Genomic DNA, 23,651 nt, shown 5'->3' with positions numbered 1-23,651 from the left:
CACTCTCGATGTCTCGGCCGGCATCGTGTGGCGAGCGCGGATCCGTCACCGCCTACAGCACGAGCTTCGGCCTGGAACCCATTGACCGGATGGCGGCGGCAAGATGCTGATAGTCGAACGGACCTTCATACCGATGTCCGTCGATGAAGAAGGTCGGCGTTCCGTTGACGCCACTTCTGACGCCGCCGAGAAAATCGTTCTTCACCTTCGGTACATACGTGCCGGCGCCGAGAGCGATCTCAAGACGATGCTCCGACAGGCCGAGCGCGCGGGCCGCGTGCACGAGGAAGGGCAGACTCAGCTGATCCTGATGCGCGTAGATGGCGTCGTGCATTCCCCAGAACTGGCCCTGCGCGCCCGCGAACTCGGCAGCCTCCGCGGCCGGCTCCGCATTCGGGTGGATTTCGGTGAGCGGGAAATGGCGGAACACGTAGGTGAGGTCGTTGCCGAAGTGCTCACAGAGCTGCAGGACGTGGACATGCGCGAGGCGGCAGTAAGGACATTCGTAGTCACCGTACTCGACGAGCACCACCTGGCCATGGGCACCACCCCGGATGTGATCCGCTGCCGAAACCGGCACTCTGAGTTCAGCCATTGCTCTTCTCCTGGTTCTCAAGCCGATCCAGCGCGTCGAGGATGCCGTCCGCGCCGGGGTTGATGGCGATCGGGGAGCGGTAGCTCCAGAAGATCGTCCCACCGCGATCCACGACGAAGAGCGCCCGCTCGCAGACGCCTTCACCGTCGCGATAGGCGCCATAGTGCCTGGCGATTGCGCCCTTCGGCTCGAAGTCCGCGAGCAGTGGAAAATGGAGATGACGGGCCTCGGCAAAGGCCTGATGGCACCAGGCACTATCGACTGAAATCCCGACCAATTCGGCGTCGTATTTTTTGAATTCCGGCAGCACCTGATTGTAAACCGCCATCTGGTCTCCGCAAACGGGGCTCCAATCTGCGGGATAGAACGCCAGAATGGCCGGCCGGCCCTTCAGGTCGGCCAGCGAGAGGGTCTGGTCGGGTGTGACGTGGAGCGTGAAATGCGGCGCCCGCACCCCGGGCGCTAAGACCTGTCCCATCCTTCATCTCCCCAAGAGGCCACGGAACGGTCGTTCCGCATCGGACGACGGGGTGGGCCATGGCGGCCCCGACCGGCGCATCCGGTCCGGCGGCGTCCGTCGCCTGAGGCCCGCAACCGGCACGCCTGTTCGGCACCAGGATCAGCCCAGGTAGCGGAACTCGGGCAGCTTCTTCAGCTCGTCCTTGCTCGCACCCGGGAGCGTGACCTTCGCCCCCGTGTCGTCGAACACGAGGGTGTTATACGGCACCGCGACGAGGTGCCCGCCGAGACCGAGGAAGCCGCCGACCTGCAGGACGGCGAACAGGACTTGGTCCTTGCCGACGATGAGATCGTCGATGGTGCCGATCTTCTCGTCCTTGTCGTTCTGCACGGATGTGCCGTGGAGCTTGCTGGCACGATAGCCCTTCGCGACCGTCTGCACGTCGACGCGGATGAGCGCGACCGCTTGCGCGCGAGCCGGCGGCGAATGGGTCGTGGCGAGCACGGTTGCCCCGAGCAGGGTTGCGACGGCAAGAGTGTCGGCGCGCCTCAACATGGCGTTGAGCGGCAACCGGAATGCCACGGCTCTGGCGACGCGCATCTTGACCTCCACGTGTCGATCGCTGGGATGGCCTCGCCAGGGAGGGCGAAGCAGAGGGGCAGTTTCGCTCCGGTCTGCGCCCGCCGCCCTGACGAGGGTCAGCCTTTCGCCGTTTCGTGTGCCTCTGGCCCGGACCGGCCGGCGCGCCGAGCAGGGTGACGCTGATGCATCCGCGGCCCGGTCCGGGGACACGACCTAGGGACAATCCCTAGGTCCCCTCCGAATGGTGCGAATCGCGGCGGTGCGACATCTACGAGCCTGGAGGGACCATCGACGAGCCGCGAGGGAGGAGAGTGTCATGCTCCAGTATGGTCGCGTCGCGCCCGCTTCCGGCCTGCACGGCAGATGGCCGGCCGCCTCGGCCACCGCCCGCTGCGAGCTCACCCTCGGTCGCATCACCCCTGTCGGACGGGTCGACCACGTCTCCGCCGGTGCGCCCCTCTACGCCGAGGGCGATACCAGCGAGTTCGTGTACGGGGTGGTGTCCGGGGTGGTTCGCACCGTCAGCGTCGGGCTTGATGGCAAACGGGTGGTGCGCGGGTTCTATCTATCCGGGGAGCTTTTCGGGATGGAGCGGGCCCGGCTGCATGCCTCTTCCGCCGAAGCCATCAGCGACACGCGGGTCGTCCGCTGCTCCCGCTTACGGTTCGACGCGCTCGCGGCGTCGGATGCGCAGGTCGCGAGCGAGCTCTGGTCGTGGCTGCTGCAGATGACCGAGCGCGCCGAGGATCTCTCCGTGCTCGGCCGCGCCAGCGCCGCTCAGAAGCTCGCGTATTTTCTGACCGACCTGGCGTGCAGAGTGTCGGCCGTCCGAAGGATCGAGCTGCCGATGTCGCGGACGGACATCGGGGACTTTCTCGGTCTCTCGAGCGAGACTGTGAGCCGCACATTCACCACCCTGCGCCGTGTCGGGCTGATCGCCACGCACGGGCGCTACGTGACCCTCCTCGATCCAGGCGCCCTCCGGCGCATGAGCGGCAGCTTGGTGAACGGCGACTGAGCACCCGTATCCGGGGCGTGCTCGGGATCGCTTTCAGGCCGATGGGTTTCCTGCAGCCGGGCGAGACCATGCCGCCTTGTCTGCGGGCGCGGTCCGACGGGCACCGTCTGAGCGGGGCGGGATCCTGCTCTCCGTCGCGTGGTCGCATGTCGGCTCGAATGAGAGCGAGGAGCCTGCCATGACAGATGCCGTCGAGACGATTGCCGAGACCATCCCGCGGCCCGAGGAGGAACCGTCGCCCGCTCGCATCGAGGCATTCAGCGATGGTGTCTTCGCCATCATCATCACCTTGCTGGTGCTCGATCTGCGCGTCCCGCGAGAGGCTGCACTGGACAGTCAGTCCCTCGGTGCTGCGCTGATGCGGCAATGGCCGCTCTACGTGTCCTACATCCTCAGCTTCCTGCAGGTGGGCGTGGTCTGGTGCAACCACCACACGATGTTCCACTACATTCGCCGCAGCGACCACGTGCTGCTGGTCCTCAATCTGCTGCTTTTGCTCAGCGCGGCCGTTCTTCCCTTCACAACCGCGATGCTGGCAGAATATGCCCGCGCCGGGCATGCGGAGCGACAACTCGCTGCCATGGTCTACAGCGCGGCGCTTTGCGCCGCGGGGCTCTTCTTCAGCGCGATGTGGCAGCATGCGCTGCGCGCCGGCCTGGTCTCCCCGCGCGCCGATCCGCACCGGCTGCAGGCGCTGCGCTTCCATTGGATGCTCGTGCCGCTGCTTTACGGGATCGCCTTCTTGCTTGCCTTGGTTGATCCCCGCTTCAGTATTGCGATCTACATTGTTCTGCTGCTCTATTATGGGTTGCCCGGCCCGGCGGTGGTGCGCTGGACCACGCGCCGGGGGGCACGGCGAGCCGCCCCGAAGGAGGCTTCGGACGCAAGCGAGGCCCATGGTCCGACGCCGGCATTCGGGCGGACAAGGCTGAGGTGAGCCCGCGAAGTATCTGCTCTACGAGCTTGCGGGCGGAGGGCGGGGACCTCGCCCGGCGCTTCCGTCGGGGCGGGCGACACCATCGGCTTCGCGGAGGCGATTGCGAGAGACCCGGCGCAGGCATCGTTCCGTTCAGAATACCGGACATTCTCCAGAGCATTTTCCGACGAAGTGGATACCGGTTCGTCGCAGAAAATGCCTAAAAATCAAAGACCTAGAGCAGTATCCGATTGCAACGTGATCGGATGCTGCTCTAGAGAGAACTCAATCGACCGGAGATGCCGGCGCCTCGGCGAGCATTGGTTTCTGTACCGGATATGGATGTCGTGTCGTAATCTCACGGCCGTCGGCCACGAGGTGATGCTTGCTCGCGCGGGCCATGAGGCGCGTCGGTTGGCCGAACGAGCCGAGGCCACGGCGCGACCCCGTTCAGCGGCCCCGCGTCTCGACGGGCGCATCCGAGAGAACGGTGTGCAGTTGCGCCACGACGGCAGCGCCCTCTCCGATGGCGCCGCCGACGCGCTTGACCGAGCCTGAGCGGACATCGCCCACGGCGAATACGCCGGGGATGCTCGACTCGAGTGGAAGCGGACGGCCTGATGGGCCGCCGGCGCCGCTCTCTCGCGCCTGGTCACGCGTGCCCGTTCTGACGAAGCGCTTCTGATCCAGGGCGACACCGGAGCCCTGCAGCCAATCCGTCGCGGGATCGGCACCGATCATCAGGAAGACGTGACGGATCGGCTTCTCCGTCTCCTTGCCGGTCGGTTTGTGCCGCCAGCGCACCCGCTCCAATTGCCGTTCCGCCGATCCGGAGACCGACACGATCTCCGTCTCGGTCAGAACCTCGATGGTCTCGGCCGCTTCGATCCGGTCGATGAGGTAGCGGGACATGCTGTCCGCCAAGCTGGGTCCGCGCACCAGCATCCAGACCTTGGCCGCAAGATCGCGCAGGTAGACGGCGGCCTGACCCGCGGAATTGCCACCCCCCACCACGATGACCTCCTGCCGCTGGCACAGGCGCGCTTCGATGGGAGACGCCCAGTACCAGACGCCATGACCCTCGAACTTCCGAAGATGCGGGATATCGGGCCGCCGGTAACGGGCGCCGCTGGCAACGACGGCGGCTCGCGCTTGGACGCGGCGCCCGTCGGATAACTCGAGCCCGAGAGGATCGCGGGTGACGTCGAGCTTCACGACCTCGCTCGAAATGACGAAATTCACTCCGAATTTCTGGGCCTGAACGAAGGCGCGGCCAGTCAGGACTTGGCCCGGGACGCCCGTGGGAAAACCCAGGTAGTTCTCGATGCGGGCGCTTGCGCCGGCCTGGCCGCCGAAGGCGAGGGCTTCGAGAACGATCACGGACAGGCCTTCGGATGCGGCATACACAGCCGTCGAGAGGCCACTCGGGCCGGCGCCGATAACGGCAACATCAAAGGTCCGGTCCGGCTGATCGATCCGGGTCATGCCGAGGCTGCGTGCCAGCTCGGCCTCGCTGGGATTCTTGAGAACGGAGCCGTTCGGACAGACCGATAGGGGGAGGTCCGCCGGCTTCGCACCATATCGCTCGACCAGCGTGGCGGCATCGCGGTCTTGGGCGGGGTCGAGCACTTGGTGCGGATAGGCGTTGCGGGAGAGAAAGTTCTCCAGCCGGATCATGTCCCCGCTCAACGCAGGCCCGATCAACACCGGGCCGCCGGCGCCGGTCTCGACCAGTGCGACCCGGCGCAGGATCAGGGCTCGCATGATCCTGTCGCCGAGTTCCACTTCGGCGATGAGGAGCGCCCGGAGATTCTCGGACGGGATCAGCACAGTATCGAGGTCGCTCACGGCCACGGCGTCGACGAGCGCCGCACGGCCCGACAACTGCCCTACCTCGGCCACGAACTCGCCGGCGCCCTGCGTCGTGATCGGCGCAAGATGCCCCAGGGGGTCGTGGCGCCTGATTTCCACGGAGCCGGACACGAGGATGAACATGCCGGGCGAGATGTCACCGGTGACGAACAGGGCATCGCCTGCAGCGTAGTGCTGCTCTCGACCGAACCGGCGGAGACGTTCGATCTCTGCGGGGCTCAGTTTCGGGAACATCTGGTCGCGGCGGTTATCGATGACCGACATGGTCGAGCCTCAGCGCAAGTGCGAAACCATCGTCTCGTGCCGGTTACGCCCAGGCGCTCTTGACGGAACGCGCGTCCAGGGGCGGGTGGCGCCGCGCGTGCTGCACGGTCAGCCACTGATCCGTCGTGAATGCCTCGACCACCCACGTGCCGTTGAACCGGCCGATTCCGGAATTCTTCTCGCCACCGAACGGGCTGTTCGGAAGATCGATGACCGGCTGGTCGTTGACATGCACCATGCCGATCTGAAGGCGCCGGGCAAACCGCTCGCCGCGTTCGAGATCGCGGGTGAAGACACTGCCGGACAGCCCATGTTCCGTGTCGTTGGCAATCCTGAGCGCGTCGTCTTCCCCGCGGGCGCGAATGACCGGTGCGACGGGGCCGAAGATCTCGTTGCGCGCCAGCGGCATGTCGTTGGTGACATCGGCGAACACATGCGGCGGTAGAACGAGGCCCCGCGGCTCTCCGCCCGCGAGCTGTCGTGCCCCCGACACGCGCGCCTCATCGATGCGCTGGAGCAGACCCTTCAACTGCTGTTCGTTGATGATCGGGCCGATCATCGTGTCGGGTTCATCCGGATTGCCGACCTTGAGTACCTTGGCCCGATCGACGAAACGCTCCAGGAACGTATCGTAGAGGTGTTCGTCGACGATGATCCGGTTGACACAGATGCAGATCTGGCCCTGGTGCAGGAATTTGCCGAAGATCGCAGCCTCGACCGCTTGATCCACATCCGCGTCGTCGAGTACGACGAACGGTCCGTTGCCGCCAAGCTCCAGTTCGACCCGCTTCAGGATCGACGCTGTGGCGGCCAGTTCGGCAATGTGCCGGCCCACCGGGGTCGACCCGGTGAACGAGATCGCCCGCGGGACAGCGTGCGCGACGAAGGCGTCGCCGATCTCGCTCCCGGAACCGACCACGACGTTGAGCACGCCCGGAGGCAGCCCGGCTTCCTCGAAGATCTTCGCCAGCAGCAATCCGCCGGTCACCGGCGTGTCGCTGGCCGGCTTCACGACAGCGGCGTTGCCGACCGCCAGCGACGGCGCGAGCGACCGGTTGGTGAGATGCAGCGGCCAGTTCCACGGGCTGATCACCCCAACGACACCGACCGGCTTCCGGTAGACACGGCCTTCCTTGGCCGGAATGTCGGTTGGCAGAACCTGGCCCTCGGTCCGGTAGGGCGCCGACGTCGCCCACAGCATGATGGCGCGCGTCGAGGCCCATTCGAGCGTGGCTTTGAGCCGGGTGCTCCCGGACTCACGGATCAACCAGGAGATCACCTCCTCGCGCCGTGCGTCCAGGATCTCCGTCGCCCGCCGAAACACGGTTGCGCGTGTCGCCGGAAGCTCGGCCGCCCATGCGGCCTGCGCCTTGGCCGCGGTCGCGTAGGCCTCGTCGAGGTCGCTGCGGTCGGCCTGCGGGATGTCGAGGATGACCTGGCCAGTGTAGGGATCGCGGTCCGCGAGGACACGGGTGGCCCTCCCGTTGCGCCACGCGCCGCCGATCGGCAGCCGGTCGAGGTCCGCGTAGGGCTGTGGGGCCGCGACTTGCCGAACCGACGCATCGTTCATGGCGCACGCCTCTCTCTGGACCCGGAGGCGTTGGCGGTGTCGCGACCTGCGCGGCCTCGCCCCGCCCTCTGGAGCAGACGTGACAATGCGCCCGGCGCGGAACCCGTGCCCTGACGGGCGTCAGTTCTGATCACGGAGGGCGACCCCGTCGCGGCGGCCTCACTGCCAGCGCGCGCCAGTTCCTCGCGTGGCGCCCTTCGATCCGGCCCCGCCGAGGTCTCCAGATACACTGGGACGCCCACAGAGCAGGGGTGCACGGCTCTCCTGGACAGGGCGCGTCATCGAGCGGGCGATACGAGCCGCCTGCACCCCGGCTCCCACAGCGTGGTGCACCTCACAAAACTCCCGCCGCGCTGGAGGTGACACAGCGAGCCACGACGGTGATCGGGAGTTTTGTGAGAGACACTCAGGGACGGCTCCAGCCAGCGCGTCGATGAGGGCGCGCACGGCGCCAGCCCCGCCCGCATCGTCGATGAAGGGGAACACGCAGTCATTGAGTTCGATTGGAACGGCAAGGAGGAGATGGACGCGGCCTGCGGCTCCGGTCGACCGAGCGTCAAACCGACGGCTCACCTCCCGGCAATATCGACTCCATGCCGGCGACAAAATCCCCTTCATGGCCCGCCGCCAGCCGACCTCTTCAACACTGCGCCAAGGACGCCGTCCGGCAAAGCGGAGAACCGCTGAGGCCCTTCGTGGCGACAGCCGGTGGGGCGCCGCGGTGAGCGTTTCAAGATGAGGAGGATGACAACAGCAGCCGGGGCGCTGCACGACACCAAGCCAAGTGAAAACTGACAAACATTCACGGAGATTAGAACAGGAGAGAAGCATGACAAAGTTCGCGTTGTACGTTCCGCTTGAAGCAAAGCCCGGCAAGGAGAACGAAGTCGCGGACTTCTTGCGGTCGGCGCTCGATGCGGTGAACGCCGAGCCCGGAACGATCTCATGGTATGCGATTCAGGAAGGACCTTCATCTTTCGCGATATTCGACACCTTCGACGACGAGGCTGGACGCGACGCGCATCTGAATGGAAAGGTCGCAGCCGCGTTGATGGAGAAGATCGCGGCAGGCGACATGTTCGCCAAGACACCAGAAATTCATAAGCTGAGCATTGTCGCGGAAAAGTCGGCCAGGTAAGCAACCGTGACAGTCTCGTCGTCAGTGACGACCATACGCGGGTAACGCGCACCCGCGGCGGCATGTCGGGTGGTGGCCCGCCTTCTGCTTCGATCGCCAAGCGGCCCAGACCGGCAAGCAGCCCAGACCGGCAAGCACCTCGCTCGCCAACATTCGGATGGTCAATTCTTCGTCCATCCGGTTTGCGCCGAGGGCGACCGCGCCGGCCCGGGCGCGCCCCGGCCCCGCATCGCGCGCGGCCGCCCGCCGTGTGATCGGCGCCCCCATGGGGACCACCGAGGCTCTGGCGTCCAGCTCATGGCCAAGACGCCGGGTTGCGCGACCGAGAGCAGTGTCCGATCATGGCGCAATCGGACACTGCTCTCGGTCTTCGATTTTTACGCATTTTCTGCGACGAACCGGTATCCATTTCGTCGGACAATGCTCTAATCACCGCGCTGCTCGGCCGGGCGCACACCGGCCGCGGTCGCGATCAGAACCGCCTCCGGCAAGTTGTGGGCACCGAGCGTCTCCATGACCCGGGCGCGGTGGATCTCCACGGTGCGCGGGCTCAGGCCCAGCGCGCGGGCGATGGTCTTGTTGGTGCCGCCCGCGAGCAAGCCCTCCAGCACCGCGCGCTCGCGTGCCGACAGGGCTCCGATCCGGTGATGGAGATCGTCGCGCGTGCGCGAGCGCTCCACCGCGTCGCGGATCTCAGCCAGCGCTGTTCTGACCGCGAACAGCAGCCCCTCCGGGGTCCAGGGCTCATCGAGAAAATCAACCACTCCCGCCTTCATGGCGCGGACCCCGAACCCAACGTCGCCCGCACTCGCGGCGAGCGCCACGACGGGAAGGTGCGCGCGCGCCGCCTTCAGCTCACTTGCCACGACCAAGCCGCCGGTCTCCGCCAGATCGAGCACGACACAGCCCGGCATCAGCGAGCCGGCGATCGCGAGAAGGGCCCGGCCGCTCGCAAAGGCCTTGACCTCGTACCCGCCGGCTTGCAGGGCCTCGACGAGGCCACGCCGCACGTCATCTCTGACTGAGACCACGTAGGCGCGCAGGCCGCTGTCGGTGGTGACGTCCTGCGCGATCCCACCCACCAGTCGGACGTGCCCGTCGGCCGCTGGAATCGGGAAGAACGTGTCCCGGATGCGGCGCACGGCGCGGTCGGAGGCGCGCTGGATCCGGTACTCCAACACGAGGGTCTCGCCGCCGCCGACGCATTCCAGCGCCCGCGCGGCGGCAACGCGGTCGTCCGGGTGGACGCTGACGAGCCAGCTCGCGATATCCGGCATGTCCTCGGGAAGCATGCCCCAGACCTGCGCGAAGGCCGGGCTGAGGTAATCCAGCTGTCCGCTCTGCAGGTCGGCGAGCCAGAGAACGTTGGCCGTATGCTCGGCGAAGCGCCGGAAGCGCTCCTCGCTTTCGCGCAGGGCCGCCTCGGCGCGCTTGCGCTCGGTGACCTCCAGCGCAGCGCCGGTGAAACCGACGGGACGGCCGTTCTCGAACGTGGTTCGTCCGTAGGTGGAGACCCAGCGCTCGACCGAGTCCTCGATCCCGATCACGCGATACTCAACGTGGTAGACGCCGTCCCCGGCAGGGTCGGTGCATCGGGCAACGGCTTCCTCGACCGGCGACCGGTCGTCGGGATGGATGGCGGACAGCCACAGGTCGTAATCGACATGTTTGTCCGGCGACAGGCCCCACACGGCCTTGAGCCGCGCATCCCATTCCAGGGCGCCCGTCGCCGGAACCCAGCTGTAGGGCGAGAGACCAACGAGATCGACGGCAGCCTGCAGGCGCGCCTCGCTCCGACGCAGCCCCGCGGCGGCTGCGCGGCGCAACCGCGCCAGGACGAGATGGGTGTTCACCCGTGCCAGAAGCTCGCGCGCGGAGAAGGGTTTGACGAGGTAGTCGTCGACTCCCGTCCCGAGGCCCTCGACGCGCGCATCCTCGGCCGCCCGTGCGGACAGCAGGATGATCGGCACGTCGGTGAAGTCCGGATCCCGCCGCAGCGCGGCCGCGAGCTCAAGCCCGTTCAGCCCGGGCATCATGACGTCGGACAGGACGAGATCGGGCCGTTGCCGCCTTGCCGCCGCCAGCACCGCCTCGCCGTCGGCCACCGCCTCAACCACCCAACCCCGCCCCGTCAGCAAGCGGACGAGGTAGCTCCGCATGTCGGCATTGTCATCGGCCAGCAGAATGCGTGCGTCCGGCGCGTCGGTCGGCGGGGCGGCGGGCTCCGCCTCCTCCAACACGCGCGACCTCTCCTCTCCCCGCTCCTCGGCTAACCCTGGAAGCCAGCGCAGCACTTCCTCGACGAAAATGGGGGCTTGGCTCGCCGTCGAGGGCAGGCGGCGCATTCCGCCGATCCGCTCAGCGGGGAGATGGTCTGTCCCGAACGGCACCAGGACCGTGAAGGTCGTGCCGTGACCCTCTCTGCTCTCAACCGTGATGGTGCCGCCGTGCAGGCGAACCAGTTCCTGCACCAGGGCGAGGCCGATGCCGCTTCCCTCGTGGGATCGGCTTTTCGGGCTGTCGGCACGATGGAAGCGCTCGAACACGTGCGGCAGGTCCGCAGCCGGGATCCCGACCCCGGTGTCGCTGACCCGCAACTCGGCGCCGCCTGGACTGGCGGCCAAGCGAACGGCGATGCAGCCGTCGAAGGTGAACTTGAAGGCGTTCGAGAGAAGATTGAGGACAATCTTCTCCCACATGTCGTGATCCACGCAGACCGGCTCGGGGAGCGGATCGCAGGCGATGTCGAGCCGCAGGCCGGCGCGGTCGCAAGCCGAGCTGAAGCTCGAGGCCAGCTCTGCCGTGTGCCGTGCGAGGTCACAGGGCTCGTAGCAGGCTTGGGCCCGACCCGCCTCGATGCGCGAGAAGTCGAGCAGGGTGTTGACGAGCTTGAGCAGGCGGAGGCTGTTGCGGTGCGCGACCGTCGCCAGAGCGCGGGCATCGGGGGCGAGCGCACCGTCGGGCTTGGCCAGGAGTTCCTCGAGCGGACCGAGCATCAGCGCGAGAGGGGTGCGGAACTCATGGCTGATGTTCGAGAAAAACGCCGTCTTGGCCCGATCGAGTTCCGCCAGCGCCGTGGCCCGCCGGCGTTCATCCTCGAGGGCGCGTGCCTCCGCAATGGTCGTCGCAATCTGCCCGGCCACCAGGTCGAGAAAGCTGCGGTAGTCCACGTCGAGGACCCGCCGCGGACTGACTCCGACGATGAGGAAGCCCGCCGGTTTCTGGTGGTTGGCGCTCTTGAGCGGCAGGACGAACGCCATTTCCACCGGGTCCGACCAGAGGGGCGTTGTGAATTGGCAGCCCCGGCTCGGAAGATCCGACACCTGCGCAGCCTGAGCGGTCTCGGCAACCAGGCCGAGTGGCCAGGGACCGTCCCCCGCTCCGGCACGGCTGATCGCGTGAACCGTCGGAAATGCGGTACGATCGCCGGCCAGTCGTGTGCCGGCGACCCGCTGCGCTGTTGAACCCTCTTCGTCCACGAGATAAAACGCAGCAAAGGAGATATCTAAAGGATTGCCGTTCAGAACCTCGGCGGCATCGCGGCAAGCGGCTTCGACGGTCGGATGTTCGGCGCTTCTCGCTCCAAGATGGTGCAAGGTTGAAAGCCGCCTTTCTCGAATGACTTCCTCGGTCGTCTCGTAGCAGGCGCAAAAGACACCCTCGATGCTGCGGCCACTCTCATCGAGAATCGGGCTATACCCGAATGTGACGTAGACCTCCTCATGCGGCACCCTTCGGGCGAAGAACATCTGGTAGTGTTCGACCCAAGTTGCCCGCCTGGCCTGCACCTCGTCGTGCATCGGAGCGATTGCCGGCCAGATCTCGCTCCAGGCTGTCAAACCGGGTTGGCCGAGCATTGCCGGGTGCTTGGCCTCTCCTAGAAAGGAAATGTAGGCATCGTTATAGATAATCCTTAATTCATCACCGATCCACAGAAGAATTGGAAAATGAGAATTCAGGCAGATGCTGACGGCCGTCTTGACGTTCCGCGACCAAAATTCTGCCGGCCCGAGTGGCGTGGCCGACCAGTCCTTCGAGCGCATCAACTCACCGAGCTCGCCGCCGCCGCTCAGGAAAGCGAGGGGAACATCTGTGGTTAAAGCCGACGTATCAGAAATCATGGCTCCTTCCACCGCACCATAGGTGTCAAATACCATGACTACACTTCGCATAACAGGGCCCGGGCAGTTTTCGCAAAATCGTTAAATGATAATTATTTATTCTAAGGCAGAATTCTATGTAAGTTTGGGAATCATCCAAAAATAAAATGTAGCTTACAGGCCATAGCCGATGTTCTATCGCACTCCCAAAACGTGACGTCCCGACGCGACCATTTGGATTGTTTCTCAACCTTCGTTTTCGGTCCGGGTCAGAACCTCCGGATTGCGCAAACAGGCGATCACCGGCTCACGTTCGCGCTGTTCCCCCCGCAGCACAGGCTGAACTTTAGCATTTACGTGCTTGGCGATCGCACCCCAGAACTCCCGAAGCTGCGCCGATATATGGGCTTGCATCATCACAACTCCATCGCAGGAGAAACGATCACGCCAATCGTACAGAGGGGCGATCAAGGTCACAGCTGGCATGAAAGACGGGAAAGATTCCAGCAACAACAGTCTTTCTGAAAGCCGGACGCTTCGTAATAACACATGTTAATCTGCTTCCGTGCTGCAACGACAAAGCCCGGTCGCCATACCGTCTGCTCGCATACCGCCAGCCGGTCCTCATCGGCACACCGCTGCGGGGCTGCCTCGGGTCGCTCGCTGCCGTTCAGCCCGTGCCGCGCGAACGGCCGCGCGCTCCCCGCCTGCGACCCGCAGCGGCCAGGCAGCGTCCGGGCGGATCCAGACGCGCGACGCCGGTCAGTAAGCCAGCAGGCAGCCTTTCCAAATGTCCAAGAAGGATCGCGAGCGGCGGTTCAAACCGCAGCCGCTGGATGTCGGAAACACGCGCATCGCTGGCCGCTTATAGAATATTAGGTAATATTTCTCAGAAAGATCTCCCAAACTGAGACCTTATTCCATCCGGCTGCACGTTGATACCTACCAGCGTGGCCGCACAATCTGGTTGAGGATGGCCCCTTGGGAGTGCCGCCGAATAAGCCCGTTGGAGCGCGTGCCGCAGACCGCGGGGCATCGCCCCGGCCATCATCCTCGTTGAAGCAACGCGGAGGCCTCCTCATCCACCACCTCTCAATCTGAGCGGCTCCGGCCCCATGGGCCGATCAGCGAATTCCAGTCGCGGAGGATGGATGCTGAGCGCGGACACGACCGTTGCAATCCACGGCTCCAGCGCCAAATCCGCTCGACCGTCGCCCCGGACCACGCATGTATGCGGGAACCGAGCACCGAGGGCACCGACGATGTTCTCTGAAGAGATCATCGTCACTCATCTCCAGGGTGCTGCCGGGGGGCAGGGCGAGGCGGCGCGCCCCAACCGCTGAGAGGCGGCGCGCAGGCGCCCGGCCGAGACGTCGGTGCCGGTGGCGGATCCTCCGCAACCGTCAGCGGACCGTGATGAACCGGCCGGCGCGAAAGCTGAGGCCCTTCGTCAGGCTTCCGGCCGAACGGAGGGCGCCCATCCCGGCGTTCCGCTCCGGTGCGGGCACCGGCCTTAGAAGAGGGAGGCGAGTGCCTCGCGGGTGAAGTCCTTCAACTGCTCGTGCCGCCCCTCGCGGATCTTGCTGACCCAGTGCGGATCGGACAGAACGGCCCGGCCGACGGCCACGAGGTCGAAGTCGCCGCGTGTGAGACGGCGAATGAGTTCGTCGAGCGGATCAGGACGCGAGCTCTCGCCCTGGAAGGCGGCGATGAACTCCCCCGAGAGGCCGACCGAACCGACCGTGATCGTCGGCTTGCCCGTCAGCTTCTTCGCCCAACCCGCGAAGTTCAGGTCCGAGCCTTCGAATTCCGGCTGCCAGAAACGCCGCTGCGAGCAGTGGAAGATGTCGACTCCCGCTTCGGCGAGAGGGTTGAGCCACGCCGCCATCTCGTCGGGTGTCCGCGCGAGTTTCACCGCGAAGTCCTGCTGCTTCCACTGCGAGAGGCGCAGGATCACGGCGAAGTCCTCGCCGACCGCAGAGCGAACCGCGCGCACCACCTCGACGGCGAACCGGCTGCGCTCGGGCAAGGTCGCGCCGCCGTAGCGGTCCTGGCGCTTGTTCACTCCGGCCCAGAAGAACTGATCGATCAGGTAGCCGTGTGCGCCGTGAATCTCGACCGCGTCGAAGCCGAGCCGCTTGCTCTCCGCGGCGGCACGGCCGAACGCCGCGACCGTCTCGGCGATGTCGGTCTCGGACATCGCGGCCCCGCCGGCCTCGCCCGGGACAGCGAGCCCGGACGGGCCTTCCATGGGGGCGGGCGGCTTCCACCCGGACGCATGCGGCGCCACGATCCCCATGTGCCAGATCTGCGGCGCCATCGCGCCACCGGCGGCGTGAACCTCGTCGATGACCTGCTTCCAGCCGGCGAGCGCGCGGTCGCCATGGAAATGAGGGATCGCCGGATCGTTCGACGACGCCGGCCGGTCGACCACGGTGCCTTCCGAGATGATGAGCCCCACCTCGGGAGCGCGACGGCGGTAATAGGCGGCGACTTCAGGTGTGGGAACGCCGCCGGGGGAGAACGAGCGCGTCATCGGCGCCATGACGATCCGGTTCTGCAGCCGGAGCGACTTGTGCTCGAACGGGCGGAACAAGATGTCGAAGCTCATGGCGCTCTCCAGGATCATGTCGTCCGGTGCGGATGATCATCCGGGGACGGCACTGTTGCGGGACGCTGCGCGGAGTCGGCTGCTCCTCCGCCGCAGCAGGTGTTTCGGCAGGATTCGGGTTCCTCGCCGCTTCGGTCCCGCCGCGCTGACGGCGTGAGCGCTCGCCGGTGGGATCGGACAGACCCTCGGCCACCCCAGGTCGGGGCTCCAGCACCACCGTCTGCGGCCCACCGTCCCAGCGGGCCCTGGCCGGTTCCGCCGGTCATGCGGCGCTCCCTGAGCGTTCGGCCGAAGCTTGAGAGACCTCGCTGCAGCCCGATCCGCGTCGCCGAACAGCGCTGGCAGAACGGGCGTGATCTGGCTCACGCGTGACCGTCGCGCCCCTCTCACAACGTGGCGGGCTCGCGAGGCACGGACGACATCGCCCAACCGCGGCTTCAGATCGCGCGCTGGAGATGATGTCGTCGCGCGTAGGGCTCGCGCGCCCACAGGCGCCTTGCCTCGTCGAATGTCCGGTTCAGTGTGACACGATCATCGACGACAGCGATCCAATCCGGGGCGACATACTGGTGCTGATTTCGAGGCTCCTGGTCGGCACGGGAGATCTTGAGGTGACCACCTTCGACCTTGTCGACGGATCCGATCCGAGTTCCATCGCGATCGACGACCACCATGCCTTCGGTGATCAGATCGAGCAGAGGACGTCCTTCCTCTCCATCACCTGCGTTCCTCGACATGTTCCGCTCTCCATCTGCATGAACAATCGCTTGAGGGATGAGATCAGGTCTGTCTCGCCGTCATCGTCGCATACCCCCTCGGGGTCAGTTCGATCGTGCCGGCGTCCGGCGTAACGACATATCCGGCGCGTGCGAGTTCGGAGATCGCCACCGCAACCGCAGGGTCGGTCCCGAACCGTTCGTCCAGCGTCGCGATGCGCAGACGTGCTCCGGGCAGCCGGTGCGTGCTGCGCAGATACGCCAGGATCTCACGCGCGATCTCCGACAGCATCGCCGACATCCCCCGCCGGTCGCCTCCCGCAGGCTCCGCAGCCCGGCGCCGAGGCACGCCTGTGTCGTCCGTCGTGCTCGGCCGACCAGATCCGCCCTCCTGCGTCGCCTCCGCGCGACTCCGAGGCGAGTTCAGATGGCGTCCGCGGGCCGGCGCGGTACCCGGATCCATCCTAAGTGAGATGCCGGGCGGGCAAGCCGCGCCGGAGATGACCCCGGGGAGCGATTCATCAGGTCGGTGTGCGGGGCGCTCCGCCAACGCGGGGGGGGGCGACCTGACGCCGCTCAGCAATCGGCCGCGTTCATCGCGTCGGTGCCGGGCGCGCCGTTACGCAGCGCGAGCCGATGAATTCGTCGAGCATGCCCTTGAAGTCAAAACTCGATCACTTTGACCAGGCGATCGGCTGCCTTCGATCCGTGGCGGACGTCCACACGAGAGCCGCCGTCAGCGGGCGATCACCCCCGATCAGATCGCTGCGACGCTGCCGTTGGATGAAGCGGGCAAACGGAGTGCCAGATCGGTGAAACATGAGACGGCAGGCCTGCTTTTCAGGTCGCGGGCCGGCCCAAGGTGAACAGCCCGCGACGTCGTCGCGTTCTTCGACGGAACGGCGATCCAGCGCCGCGGCCGCGCTTCGTTTACGTATGTGATTTTTCGCCTGCGCTGATCTGGATAGGGGCACACGCGATGCGTCACTTCTCCTTCCACCTTCGAACCCCGGCGGGCTGCGAGCGCGACGAAATCGGCCTGGACTTGATCGGCATCGAGGCCGCTCATCTGGAGGCCATCCAAGCGGTACCCAACGTCGCCGACGCGTTTCAACGGGAGGGTGCGGGTCCGCTCTTGCGCGACACGGTCGAGATTCGGGACACGCAGGACCGCCTTTTGCTGGATGTGCCGTTCTGGGAGGGTCTGGAACGGCGACCCAGGCCGTGTTCGGCTCCGCGCCCCCGCTCCCCATCAGACCAGCTGTAGCGGCGCTGTGCGTCCTGACCGCTCAATTCACGCATGATCGGCGAGGATACGAGATCCTATGATTGCGATTGCTCCATAATTACAACCAAATTGCGTCGATTTCACCCGATGACTGCTCGAAGCAGTCCTTCTTCAACGGAGTTCTATATGATCAAGGAGCCGTCCGACGCCCAAGATTTTGTCGATCTCACCGTCGAACTCGTGATCGCATATGTCTCGCACAACTCCGTGCCGCGCAACGATCTCCCCGGTCTCATCCAGGGTGTGCACAGTACGCTGAGTGGCCTTCTTGTTCCGCCGGAACCCGTGGTGGAGAAGCCGATTCCACCGGTTCCGATCAAGAAGACGGTCACCCCGGACCATATCGTCAGCTTGGAGGACGGAAGGCCCTACAGGTCGCTGAAGCGACACTTGAGCACACGCGGGCTCACGCCCGAGGCGTACCGAGCAAAATGGGGCCTCCCGCCCGACTACCCGATGGTGGCGGCGAACTATGCAGCCCAGCGCTCTGAACTCGCCAAGGCGAGCGGTCTCGGACGCCGGGGCGCCTGACGACGACCGAACCCGTGCCCGAGCAAGGCGTTCAGTTCGAAATGAACTGTCGGGAGAAGGAGTGTGGCCGACGCATCCCAATCGCCGAACTTTCGATCTGCGGCGGCGCAGATGCGGCAGGCCGAGGGCCTGTACCGCGGTCTGTTCGAGCACGCTCCGCTGCCGCTGCTCGCCGTGACGCCCGACCTGCGGATCGTGAACGCCAATGACGCCTATCTGAGCGCGACGGGTCGGCGGCGCGACGCACTCGCGGGCCTGGACATGTTCGACGCGTTTCCCGACAGCCCTCATGATCTCGCCGCAGACGGCGTCCGCAATCTCCGGGCCTCGTTCGAGACCGTCCTTCGGAGCCAGCAGCCGGATGTCATGCGGCTACAGCGGTACGACATCCAACCTGAGGGTCGTCCCTGGGAGGTCCGCTACTGGCAGCCGTTGAATTGGGCGATCGTAGACGACGCGAGATCGGCGATCGCCCTGATCCACCATGTGACAGAAGCTCGGATCGGCGTTCCGACCCCAACGTCCACGGCCGTGCGCAAGCCGCATCCCGACCAGCTGCTCGATCGTGCTGACGCCGCCATTCGGGAGGCTGCCGAGCTCAGGCGCCGGGTGCACGAAACACGCCTGCTCATCAGGAGGCAGGTCGCCGCTCTCAAACTTGGTGTGACTCGCCGGGACCGGTGAACGCGCGCGTGGCCGCCGATCGACGGGCACCATGTGTCCAGTCCCGGCCGCCACTGCCGTCTTCAGCAGCCGAGCGTTGAGTCACAGGGCCTGGAAAATTTGGTGGGTGCACTAGGGCTCGAACCTAGGACCCGCTGATTAAGAGTCAGCTGCTCTACCAACTGAGCTATGCACCCATCGCTCCGTAGGAGCGGGGTCGGGGCGGCCACCAACCGTCCCGACTGCGAGCGGGGATTTAGCGGGTCGGATCCGGAGAGTCCAGCCCCGAAACCGCCCCGCCGGGCGATTTTTCGACGGCTATTCGGCCGCCGCATGCTGGGCATGCAGGCGGTTCGCGCCGGCGAGCAGCTTGTTGAGCGCCGCCAGGTAGGCCTTGGCCGAAGCCACCAGCGTGTCCGGGTCGGCGCCGCGGGCCGTCACGCTGCGCTCGCCCTGGCGCAGCCGCACCGACACCTCGGCCTGCGCGTCGGTGCCCTCGGTCACCGCGTGCACGTCGTAGAGTTCGAGCTTGGCCTCGTGGGGCACGAGCGCGTGGATGGCGTTGAAGACCGCGTCCACCGGGCCGTTGCCGTCCGCCTCCTCGGTCGCCGCGCGCCCGTCGATGTCGAGGCGCATCGTCGCCCGCTGCGGGCCGCGCGTGCCCGCGATCACGGTCAGCGAGACGAGCCGGATGCGGTCGTGCGCCGTCGCCAGGTTCTCGTCGACCAGCGCCTCGATGTCCTCATCGTAGACGTTCTTCTTGCGGTCCGCGAGCGCCTTGAACCGCTCGAACGCGTCCTGGAACTGGTTGTCGGACAGGCGGTAGCCCATGTCCTCCAGCTTCGCCCGGAAGGCGGCGCGCCCCGAGTGCTTGCCCATCACCAGCGAGGTCTTCTGAACGCCGACCGATCCCGGCGTCATGATCTCGTAGGTGGACTGGTTCTTGAGCATCCCGTCCTGGTGGATGCCGCTCTCGTGCGCGAAGGCGTTCCGGCCGACGATCGCCTTGTTGTACTGCACCGGGAAATGGGTGGCCGCCGCCACCAGCTTCGAGGCGCGCATGATCTGCGTCGTGTCGATGCCGGTCGCGTAGGGCAGGACGTCGCCGCGGGTGCGGATCGCCATCACCACCTCCTCCAGCGCCGCGTTGCCGGCCCGCTCGCCGATGCCGTTGATCGTGCACTCGACTTGGCGGGCGCCGCCCTCGAGGCCGGCGAGCGAGTTGGCGATGGCGAGCCCCAGATCGTTGTGGCAATGCACCGAGAACACCGCCTTATCGGCGCCCGGCACCCGCTCGCGCACGGCGCGGAACATCGCCCGGTACTCGTCGGGCGTCGCGTAGCCCACCGTGTCGGGCAGGTTGATCGTCGTGGCGCCCATCCGGATCGCCATCTCGACGCAGCGGCAGAGATAATCGATCGGCGTGCGGGTCGCGTCCATGGCCGACCACTCCACGTCCTCGACGAGGTCGCGGGCCTGGGCCACGGTCTTCTGGATGATCTCCAGCACCTCCTCCTCGCTCTTGCGCATCTGGTGCGCGAGGTGGATCGGCGAGGTCGACACGAAGGTGTGGATGCGCCCGCGCTGGGCGTGGCGCACCGCCTCGCCGGCCCGCGCGATGTCCGCCGGGATGGCGCGGGCGAGGCCCGCCACCACCGCGCGCTTGGTGCGCCGGGCGATCTCGGCCACTGCCTCGAAATCGCCGTTCGAGGCGATCGGGAAGCCGGCCTCGATGATGTCGACACCCATGCCGTCGAGCATCTCGGCCACCGCGAGCTTCTCCTCGAAGGTCATGGTGGCGCCGGGGCATTGCTCGCCGTCGCGCAGCGTGGTGTCGAAGATCAGGACGCGCTCGGAGGAGGAGGCGGTCTGGGTCATGGAATCCGTCCTTGGGAGGGATCGCCCGGCGCGGCGCTCACGGCGGCGCGGTCGCGATGAGGAAGGTCTCGGGTTCGTCGCGCTCCCCTGAAGGCCCAGGCGCGCGCCCGGACGGCCCTCAGGGGCGGCTAAGGAGGAGGCCGGTGAGGAGGAGCGCGCGCGCCGTCGCCGCCGGGAGGGCGGTCGTCATCGGCAGCGGCAGGGAGCCGGCATGGGCCACGGCTCGGGTCTCCTCGAGGCGGAACGCCTGACCGGGCCTCTCTACCGGGCGCGGGCGGGGCTGGCAAGCCGGCGCGGCCCCACGATGCCGGCCCCGGTGGCCCCCAAGAGGCCGCCCCGGCGGCCCGACGACGCCGCGCCGGCAGCCCGGATTGACCCCCGGGGCCCGCCTTGCGACAAGCTCGGCCGCATCGTCGCCATCGGCGGGGCCGCGCCGTGCGGGATCGCCGCCGCGCCCGTCCCGTCGCCAGGAGAGCGCCCATGTCGCCCCGTTCCGGACTCGCCGCCGCCCTCGCCGCCGCCCTCGGCCTCGCGGCCTGCAAGCCGACCGCGCCGCCGCCGGCCGCCGCCCTCGCGCCCGTCGCCGCGCCCATCCCGGCCGGCGGCCCCGGCTGCGGCCCGGCCATCGCCCGCACCCAGGCCATCGTCGACAGCGACGTCGCCACCGGCAACCTCAACGAGCCCGTCGGCAAGCGCTTCTCGGCCGATCTGGCCCACGCCGCCCAGGCCTGCGCCGCCGGCCACGAGGCCGAGGCCCTGCGCCTCCACGCCGCCGCCCGCGCCCGCTACGGCTACCCGTAGGGCGGGGCGGCCTCGCCTGCTACCGTCGAGACATCCCCGTCCTCGGCGGTCGCGCGGCGCCGCATTCCCCAAGGTTTAGGCAGAACGACCGGGTATCGGGAACTCGGACGATCGCTTACCGAGCGGTCGCTGAACAACTCGGAGAATCCCTCATGCGCGGTCTCGCGGCCCTCGTCATCGCCCTGCTCGTCGCAGCCAGCCCCGCGGCGGCCCTCGACATTTCCGGCCGCTACCAGGTCAAGGGCGCCACGCCCGACAATTCCAGCTATACGGGAACCGCGGAGGTCACGAAGACCGGCGAGACCTACCGCGTCACCTGGTCCATCGGCGGCACGAAGTACGTGGGCACCGGGATCGGCAAGGACGGGTTCATCGCCGTGGCCTACAAGGCGGGCGGCAGCGACACCGGCATCTGCCTGCTCGTGACCGAGGACGGCGACCGCGTCAACGTGGTCTGGACCTACGCGGGCGGCCGGACGCTCGGCGGCGAGCAGTGGACCCGCTAGAGCATTGTCCGACGACGTGGAGGCCGGTTCGTCGCAGAAGATGCGGTCAAATCAGAGACCTGGAGCCGGCTTCACGTTGCGATTCGACCCAAGCCCGATCGAGAGGCGGTCCGCTTGGTGCTCATCGCCGGGTGATGCCCGCGGTTGGCGCGGCTCTTGGGTCCGGTCGGGTCGCCCGGGCGCCCGATACGTCGGGCGCCCGCCCGCCTGACCATCGCCATGCGCCTGACCGATCCCTTCACGGCCATCCCGCCGCCCTCTGCGAGAGCGACCTGCAGCACATGCGGGCCTCGCTGAGCGACGCCGTGCCGCTCGCCGGCGCGGCGGCGGCCACCTTCGTGCACGCGGTGTGCCGTTCCTGTTCACGCCGACGGCGAGCGGCATCGTCAAGCGGCTCCACGCGCGCATGACCGGACGCTTCGCCGCCCACGGGCGGAGGCAGGGGTCGGCCGGCCTCGCGTCCCGCCGCGCCGAGGCGAGGCCGATGGACGAGATCCGAGCGCGGGCTCAGCCGGCCCGGAACACCTCGCGCAGGAAGACCTGAACGAAGGCCGGCATCGCGGCCGGATCGATCTCCTCCGGCCGGCGCACCGTGACGATCCCGGAGAGCTCCGGCTCCGCCTCGGCGGCGAGATGCGCCTCGGCCCGTGCCACCAGCGGCGCGGCGTCCTCGTCCATCACCACGACCCGCAGGCAGGCGAGGTGGCCGCCTCGGCGGATCAGGAACCACTCCTCCGCCGCGTCGGGCGGCGGGACGAGGCCGGTCTCCTCCTTCAATTCGCGCAGGGCGCTCGCCCCGAGGTCGACGCGGCCGTCGGGGCCGATATCGGTGGGGTCCGGCGTGCCGCAGGCGAAGTAGACCTGGCCCGCATTGGCGGTGTGCCTGTTCATGCGCCCGAGCAGGTAGGCGCCGTCGCGGCTGCGGGGCGCCACCGCGGCGAAGATGTTGGTCACCGCCGGGTCGGGGTAGCCGCGATCCCGAAAGGTCGTGAAGCTGGCGAAGTCGGTCTCGAACAGCCGCGCCTCCAGCACCCCGTCGCGCAGCGTCACGGCGCTCGCGAGCAGCACGCGGCCGTTGAACAGCGCCGGCTGCTCGGCGCGGCGCCGCTCCCAATGGGCGGCGATCTCCGCCCGGTTCTCCCGCGGCCAGGCCCAATCGTAGGGCGCCATCGCGGCGGCCAGGCGGGCGGCCCGCGCCAGCGTCACGTCGCCGGTCATGCGCGCAGGGTGCCCTCGCTCACCACGACGGCGCTGCCGCCGATCTCGGCCGCGCGCAGGACGCCCGCCTCGATCACCAGTTGCAAGGCGATCTCGCTCGGCCGGCCCATCTCGTAGCCCTGGGCGATCACCACGTCGTGCGTGCCCTCGCCCAGCGGCTCGAACTGCATCAGCGCCCCGGCGAAGGCCGCGGCGGCCGACCCCGTCGCCGGATCCTCCGCGATGCCGAGGCTCGGGGCGAACATCCGCGCCCGGAAGGTGTGGGCGGGATCCTGGGTCTCGCCGGTATAGAGCAGCACCTTCGGGTGGCCGCCGAAGGCCCGCTCCAGCGCCTCCGCGTTCGGCCGCGCGCGGCCGAGGGCGTCGAGGGAGCGCAGGGGCACCAGTTCGAAGGGCGTGCCGGCGCTGTGCCGGCTCGGCCGGTGGCGGGCGTAGCCGATGTCCTGCGCGGCGAGGCCGAGCCCGGCCGCGACGGTGGCGGCGTCGGGCCCCAGCCCCTCCGCATCCCCCCAGATCTCCGGCAGCCGCGGCAGCCGGAAGCGCGCCCGGCCCCGCCCGTCCCCGGGTTCGACCACGCAGGGCACGATCCCGACCGCCTCCTCCAGCCCGAAGGCGAGGGCATCGGCGGCCTCGGCGCGGCGGTCCTGCAGGCCGAGCAGCACCGCCGTGCCGACGGTCGGGTGCCCCGCGAAGGGCAGTTCCTGGGTGGGGGTGAAGATGCGCAGCCGCGCCCGGTGGCGGGGCTCGTCCGGCGGCAGCACGAAGACCGTCTCGGACAGGTTGAACTCGCGGGCGATGGCCTGCATGGCGGCCCCGTCCAGGCCCTCCGCGTCGAGCACCACGGCGAGCGGGTTGCCGGCGAGCGGCCGCTCGGTGAAGACGTCGAGGGTCACGAAGCGGCGAGCGGCCATGGCGCGGGTCTCC

The 23,651-nt window shown here is 67.5% G+C and carries 22 protein-coding genes and 1 tRNA gene; 8 read left to right on the top strand and 15 right to left on the bottom strand.

Going from position 1 to position 23,651, the window contains the following annotated elements:
* Positions 1–52: 52 nt before the first annotated feature.
* From ACW9J6_RS07385 to ACW9J6_RS07375, 3 genes are all read right to left on the bottom strand, one after another.
* Positions 53–595, bottom strand: a complete 543-nt coding sequence (locus ACW9J6_RS07385) for a DsbA family protein (protein ID WP_457115806.1) — start codon at positions 593–595, stop codon at positions 53–55.
* On the bottom strand, positions 588–1,073 hold the full coding sequence (locus tag ACW9J6_RS07380) for a redoxin domain-containing protein (protein ID WP_457115805.1): 486 nt from the start codon (positions 1,071–1,073) through the stop codon (positions 588–590). The genes ACW9J6_RS07385 and ACW9J6_RS07380 overlap by 8 nt, the downstream gene beginning before the upstream one ends.
* A gap of 141 nt (positions 1,074–1,214) precedes the next feature.
* Positions 1,215–1,667, bottom strand: a complete 453-nt coding sequence (locus ACW9J6_RS07375; protein ID WP_457115804.1) for a PRC-barrel domain-containing protein — start codon at positions 1,665–1,667, stop codon at positions 1,215–1,217.
* A gap of 286 nt (positions 1,668–1,953) precedes the next feature.
* Between ACW9J6_RS07375 and ACW9J6_RS07370 the strand changes: the two genes are divergently transcribed.
* Together ACW9J6_RS07370 and ACW9J6_RS07365 are read left to right on the top strand one after the other, a co-directional pair.
* Positions 1,954–2,655, top strand: coding sequence for a helix-turn-helix domain-containing protein (locus ACW9J6_RS07370; protein ID WP_457115803.1), 702 nt, complete (start codon positions 1,954–1,956; stop codon positions 2,653–2,655).
* Between the two features lie 178 nt (positions 2,656–2,833).
* The gene (locus ACW9J6_RS07365; protein ID WP_457115802.1) at positions 2,834–3,592 is read left to right on the top strand and encodes a TMEM175 family protein; all 759 of its coding nucleotides are present in this window, start codon (positions 2,834–2,836) and stop codon (positions 3,590–3,592) included.
* A gap of 429 nt (positions 3,593–4,021) precedes the next feature.
* Here the strand turns inward: ACW9J6_RS07365 and ACW9J6_RS07360 are convergent, their stop codons facing one another.
* On the bottom strand, positions 4,022–5,707 hold the full coding sequence (locus tag ACW9J6_RS07360; protein ID WP_457115801.1) for an FAD-dependent oxidoreductase: 1,686 nt from the start codon (positions 5,705–5,707) through the stop codon (positions 4,022–4,024).
* Between the two features lie 43 nt (positions 5,708–5,750).
* Positions 5,751–7,277 carry an aldehyde dehydrogenase family protein gene (locus ACW9J6_RS07355; RefSeq protein ID WP_457115800.1) on the bottom strand — a complete coding sequence of 509 codons (1,527 nt, stop codon included), beginning with the start codon at positions 7,275–7,277 and terminating at the stop codon, positions 5,751–5,753.
* A gap of 829 nt (positions 7,278–8,106) precedes the next feature.
* Between ACW9J6_RS07355 and ACW9J6_RS07350 the strand changes: the two genes are divergently transcribed.
* Complete coding sequence (locus ACW9J6_RS07350; protein WP_457115799.1) at positions 8,107–8,415, top strand: putative quinol monooxygenase; 309 nt, start codon at positions 8,107–8,109, stop codon at positions 8,413–8,415.
* Between the two features lie 425 nt (positions 8,416–8,840).
* Here ACW9J6_RS07350 and ACW9J6_RS07345 read toward each other — a convergent pair whose 3' ends face one another.
* The 6 genes from ACW9J6_RS07345 to ACW9J6_RS07320 all read right to left on the bottom strand — a co-directional run bounded on the left by ACW9J6_RS07345 (position 8,841) and on the right by ACW9J6_RS07320 (position 16,911).
* Complete coding sequence (locus tag ACW9J6_RS07345) at positions 8,841–12,572, bottom strand: response regulator (protein ID WP_457115798.1); 3,732 nt, start codon at positions 12,570–12,572, stop codon at positions 8,841–8,843.
* Between the two features lie 189 nt (positions 12,573–12,761).
* A complete protein-coding gene (locus ACW9J6_RS07340) occupies positions 12,762–13,028 on the bottom strand; it encodes a hypothetical protein (RefSeq protein WP_457115797.1) in 267 nt (88 codons plus the stop codon).
* A 1,000-nt stretch (positions 13,029–14,028) separates the two neighbouring features.
* Positions 14,029–15,126 carry an NADH:flavin oxidoreductase gene (locus ACW9J6_RS07335; RefSeq protein WP_457115796.1) on the bottom strand — a complete coding sequence of 366 codons (1,098 nt, stop codon included), beginning with the start codon at positions 15,124–15,126 and terminating at the stop codon, positions 14,029–14,031.
* 437 nt (positions 15,127–15,563) lie between these two features.
* On the bottom strand, positions 15,564–15,863 hold the full coding sequence (locus ACW9J6_RS07330) for a DUF2171 domain-containing protein (RefSeq protein ID WP_457115795.1): 300 nt from the start codon (positions 15,861–15,863) through the stop codon (positions 15,564–15,566).
* A gap of 43 nt (positions 15,864–15,906) precedes the next feature.
* Positions 15,907–16,134 (bottom strand): hypothetical protein, encoded by a 228-nt coding sequence (locus ACW9J6_RS07325; RefSeq protein ID WP_457115794.1) that lies wholly within the window; start codon positions 16,132–16,134, stop codon positions 15,907–15,909.
* A 465-nt stretch (positions 16,135–16,599) separates the two neighbouring features.
* Positions 16,600–16,911 (bottom strand): hypothetical protein, encoded by a 312-nt coding sequence (locus ACW9J6_RS07320; protein WP_457115868.1) that lies wholly within the window; start codon positions 16,909–16,911, stop codon positions 16,600–16,602.
* Between ACW9J6_RS07320 and ACW9J6_RS07315 the strand changes: the two genes are divergently transcribed.
* The 3 genes from ACW9J6_RS07315 (at position 16,822) to ACW9J6_RS07305 (ending at position 18,345) form a co-directional block, all read left to right on the top strand.
* Entirely contained in the window at positions 16,822–17,109 is a 288-nt protein-coding gene (locus ACW9J6_RS07315) for a DUF6894 family protein (RefSeq protein WP_457115793.1), read from the top strand. The two genes, ACW9J6_RS07320 and ACW9J6_RS07315, sit on opposite strands and share 90 nt — an antisense overlap.
* Before the next feature lie 147 nt (positions 17,110–17,256).
* A complete protein-coding gene (locus ACW9J6_RS07310; protein WP_457115792.1) occupies positions 17,257–17,661 on the top strand; it encodes a MucR family transcriptional regulator in 405 nt (134 codons plus the stop codon).
* Between the two features lie 63 nt (positions 17,662–17,724).
* Positions 17,725–18,345 carry a PAS domain-containing protein gene (locus ACW9J6_RS07305; RefSeq protein ID WP_457115791.1) on the top strand — a complete coding sequence of 207 codons (621 nt, stop codon included), beginning with the start codon at positions 17,725–17,727 and terminating at the stop codon, positions 18,343–18,345.
* A 100-nt stretch (positions 18,346–18,445) separates the two neighbouring features.
* On the opposite strand, the gene ACW9J6_RS07300 is transcribed toward ACW9J6_RS07305, so the two are convergent.
* Both ACW9J6_RS07300 and ACW9J6_RS07295 read right to left on the bottom strand, forming a co-directional pair.
* Positions 18,446–18,521: transfer RNA gene (locus tag ACW9J6_RS07300), tRNA-Lys, on the bottom strand.
* A 121-nt stretch (positions 18,522–18,642) separates the two neighbouring features.
* A complete protein-coding gene (locus tag ACW9J6_RS07295; protein ID WP_457115790.1) occupies positions 18,643–20,202 on the bottom strand; it encodes a 2-isopropylmalate synthase in 1,560 nt (519 codons plus the stop codon).
* A gap of 480 nt (positions 20,203–20,682) precedes the next feature.
* Between ACW9J6_RS07295 and ACW9J6_RS07290 the strand changes: the two genes are divergently transcribed.
* Positions 20,683–21,003, top strand: a complete 321-nt coding sequence (locus ACW9J6_RS07290) for a hypothetical protein (RefSeq protein ID WP_457115789.1) — start codon at positions 20,683–20,685, stop codon at positions 21,001–21,003.
* 152 nt (positions 21,004–21,155) lie between these two features.
* Positions 21,156–21,509, top strand: coding sequence for a hypothetical protein (locus tag ACW9J6_RS07285; protein WP_457115788.1), 354 nt, complete (start codon positions 21,156–21,158; stop codon positions 21,507–21,509).
* 507 nt (positions 21,510–22,016) lie between these two features.
* Here the strand turns inward: ACW9J6_RS07285 and ACW9J6_RS07280 are convergent.
* Both ACW9J6_RS07280 and ACW9J6_RS07275 read right to left on the bottom strand, forming a co-directional pair.
* Positions 22,017–22,727, bottom strand: coding sequence for an NUDIX hydrolase (locus ACW9J6_RS07280; RefSeq protein WP_457115787.1), 711 nt, complete (start codon positions 22,725–22,727; stop codon positions 22,017–22,019).
* On the bottom strand, positions 22,724–23,638 hold the full coding sequence (locus ACW9J6_RS07275; RefSeq protein ID WP_457115786.1) for a PhzF family phenazine biosynthesis protein: 915 nt from the start codon (positions 23,636–23,638) through the stop codon (positions 22,724–22,726). The genes ACW9J6_RS07280 and ACW9J6_RS07275 overlap by 4 nt, the downstream gene beginning before the upstream one ends.
* Positions 23,639–23,651 lie beyond the last annotated feature (13 nt).

The organism is Methylobacterium sp. JK268 (genome assembly GCF_054052225.1).
The sequence above is the reverse complement of the archived record's forward strand: the minus strand, read 5'-3'. Positions and strand labels throughout refer to the sequence as shown.

What these genes read in the sequence shown, in the direction of transcription:
- ACW9J6_RS07385 (WP_457115806.1), bottom strand. Translation starts at nt 595, where the DNA reads ATGGCTGAACTCAGAGTGCCGGTTTCGGCAGCGGATCACATCCGGGGT.
- ACW9J6_RS07315 (WP_457115793.1), top strand. Translation starts at nt 16,822, where the DNA reads ATGCGTCACTTCTCCTTCCACCTTCGAACCCCGGCGGGCTGCGAGCGC.
- ACW9J6_RS07355 (WP_457115800.1), bottom strand. Translation starts at nt 7,277, where the DNA reads ATGAACGATGCGTCGGTTCGGCAAGTCGCGGCCCCACAGCCCTACGCG.
- ACW9J6_RS07365 (WP_457115802.1), top strand. Translation starts at nt 2,834, where the DNA reads ATGACAGATGCCGTCGAGACGATTGCCGAGACCATCCCGCGGCCCGAG.
- ACW9J6_RS07320 (WP_457115868.1), bottom strand. Translation starts at nt 16,911, where the DNA reads ATGAGCGGCCTCGATGCCGATCAAGTCCAGGCCGATTTCGTCGCGCTC.
- ACW9J6_RS07280 (WP_457115787.1), bottom strand. Translation starts at nt 22,727, where the DNA reads ATGACCGGCGACGTGACGCTGGCGCGGGCCGCCCGCCTGGCCGCCGCG.
- ACW9J6_RS07370 (WP_457115803.1), top strand. Translation starts at nt 1,954, where the DNA reads ATGCTCCAGTATGGTCGCGTCGCGCCCGCTTCCGGCCTGCACGGCAGA.
- ACW9J6_RS07350 (WP_457115799.1), top strand. Translation starts at nt 8,107, where the DNA reads ATGACAAAGTTCGCGTTGTACGTTCCGCTTGAAGCAAAGCCCGGCAAG.
- ACW9J6_RS07295 (WP_457115790.1), bottom strand. Translation starts at nt 20,202, where the DNA reads ATGACCCAGACCGCCTCCTCCTCCGAGCGCGTCCTGATCTTCGACACC.
- ACW9J6_RS07330 (WP_457115795.1), bottom strand. Translation starts at nt 15,863, where the DNA reads ATGTCGAGGAACGCAGGTGATGGAGAGGAAGGACGTCCTCTGCTCGAT.
- ACW9J6_RS07360 (WP_457115801.1), bottom strand. Translation starts at nt 5,707, where the DNA reads ATGTCGGTCATCGATAACCGCCGCGACCAGATGTTCCCGAAACTGAGC.
- ACW9J6_RS07285 (WP_457115788.1), top strand. Translation starts at nt 21,156, where the DNA reads ATGCGCGGTCTCGCGGCCCTCGTCATCGCCCTGCTCGTCGCAGCCAGC.
- ACW9J6_RS07325 (WP_457115794.1), bottom strand. Translation starts at nt 16,134, where the DNA reads ATGCTGTCGGAGATCGCGCGTGAGATCCTGGCGTATCTGCGCAGCACG.
- ACW9J6_RS07345 (WP_457115798.1), bottom strand. Translation starts at nt 12,572, where the DNA reads ATGGTATTTGACACCTATGGTGCGGTGGAAGGAGCCATGATTTCTGAT.
- ACW9J6_RS07310 (WP_457115792.1), top strand. Translation starts at nt 17,257, where the DNA reads ATGATCAAGGAGCCGTCCGACGCCCAAGATTTTGTCGATCTCACCGTC.
- ACW9J6_RS07335 (WP_457115796.1), bottom strand. Translation starts at nt 15,126, where the DNA reads ATGAGCTTCGACATCTTGTTCCGCCCGTTCGAGCACAAGTCGCTCCGG.
- ACW9J6_RS07380 (WP_457115805.1), bottom strand. Translation starts at nt 1,073, where the DNA reads ATGGGACAGGTCTTAGCGCCCGGGGTGCGGGCGCCGCATTTCACGCTC.
- ACW9J6_RS07290 (WP_457115789.1), top strand. Translation starts at nt 20,683, where the DNA reads ATGTCGCCCCGTTCCGGACTCGCCGCCGCCCTCGCCGCCGCCCTCGGC.
- ACW9J6_RS07275 (WP_457115786.1), bottom strand. Translation starts at nt 23,638, where the DNA reads ATGGCCGCTCGCCGCTTCGTGACCCTCGACGTCTTCACCGAGCGGCCG.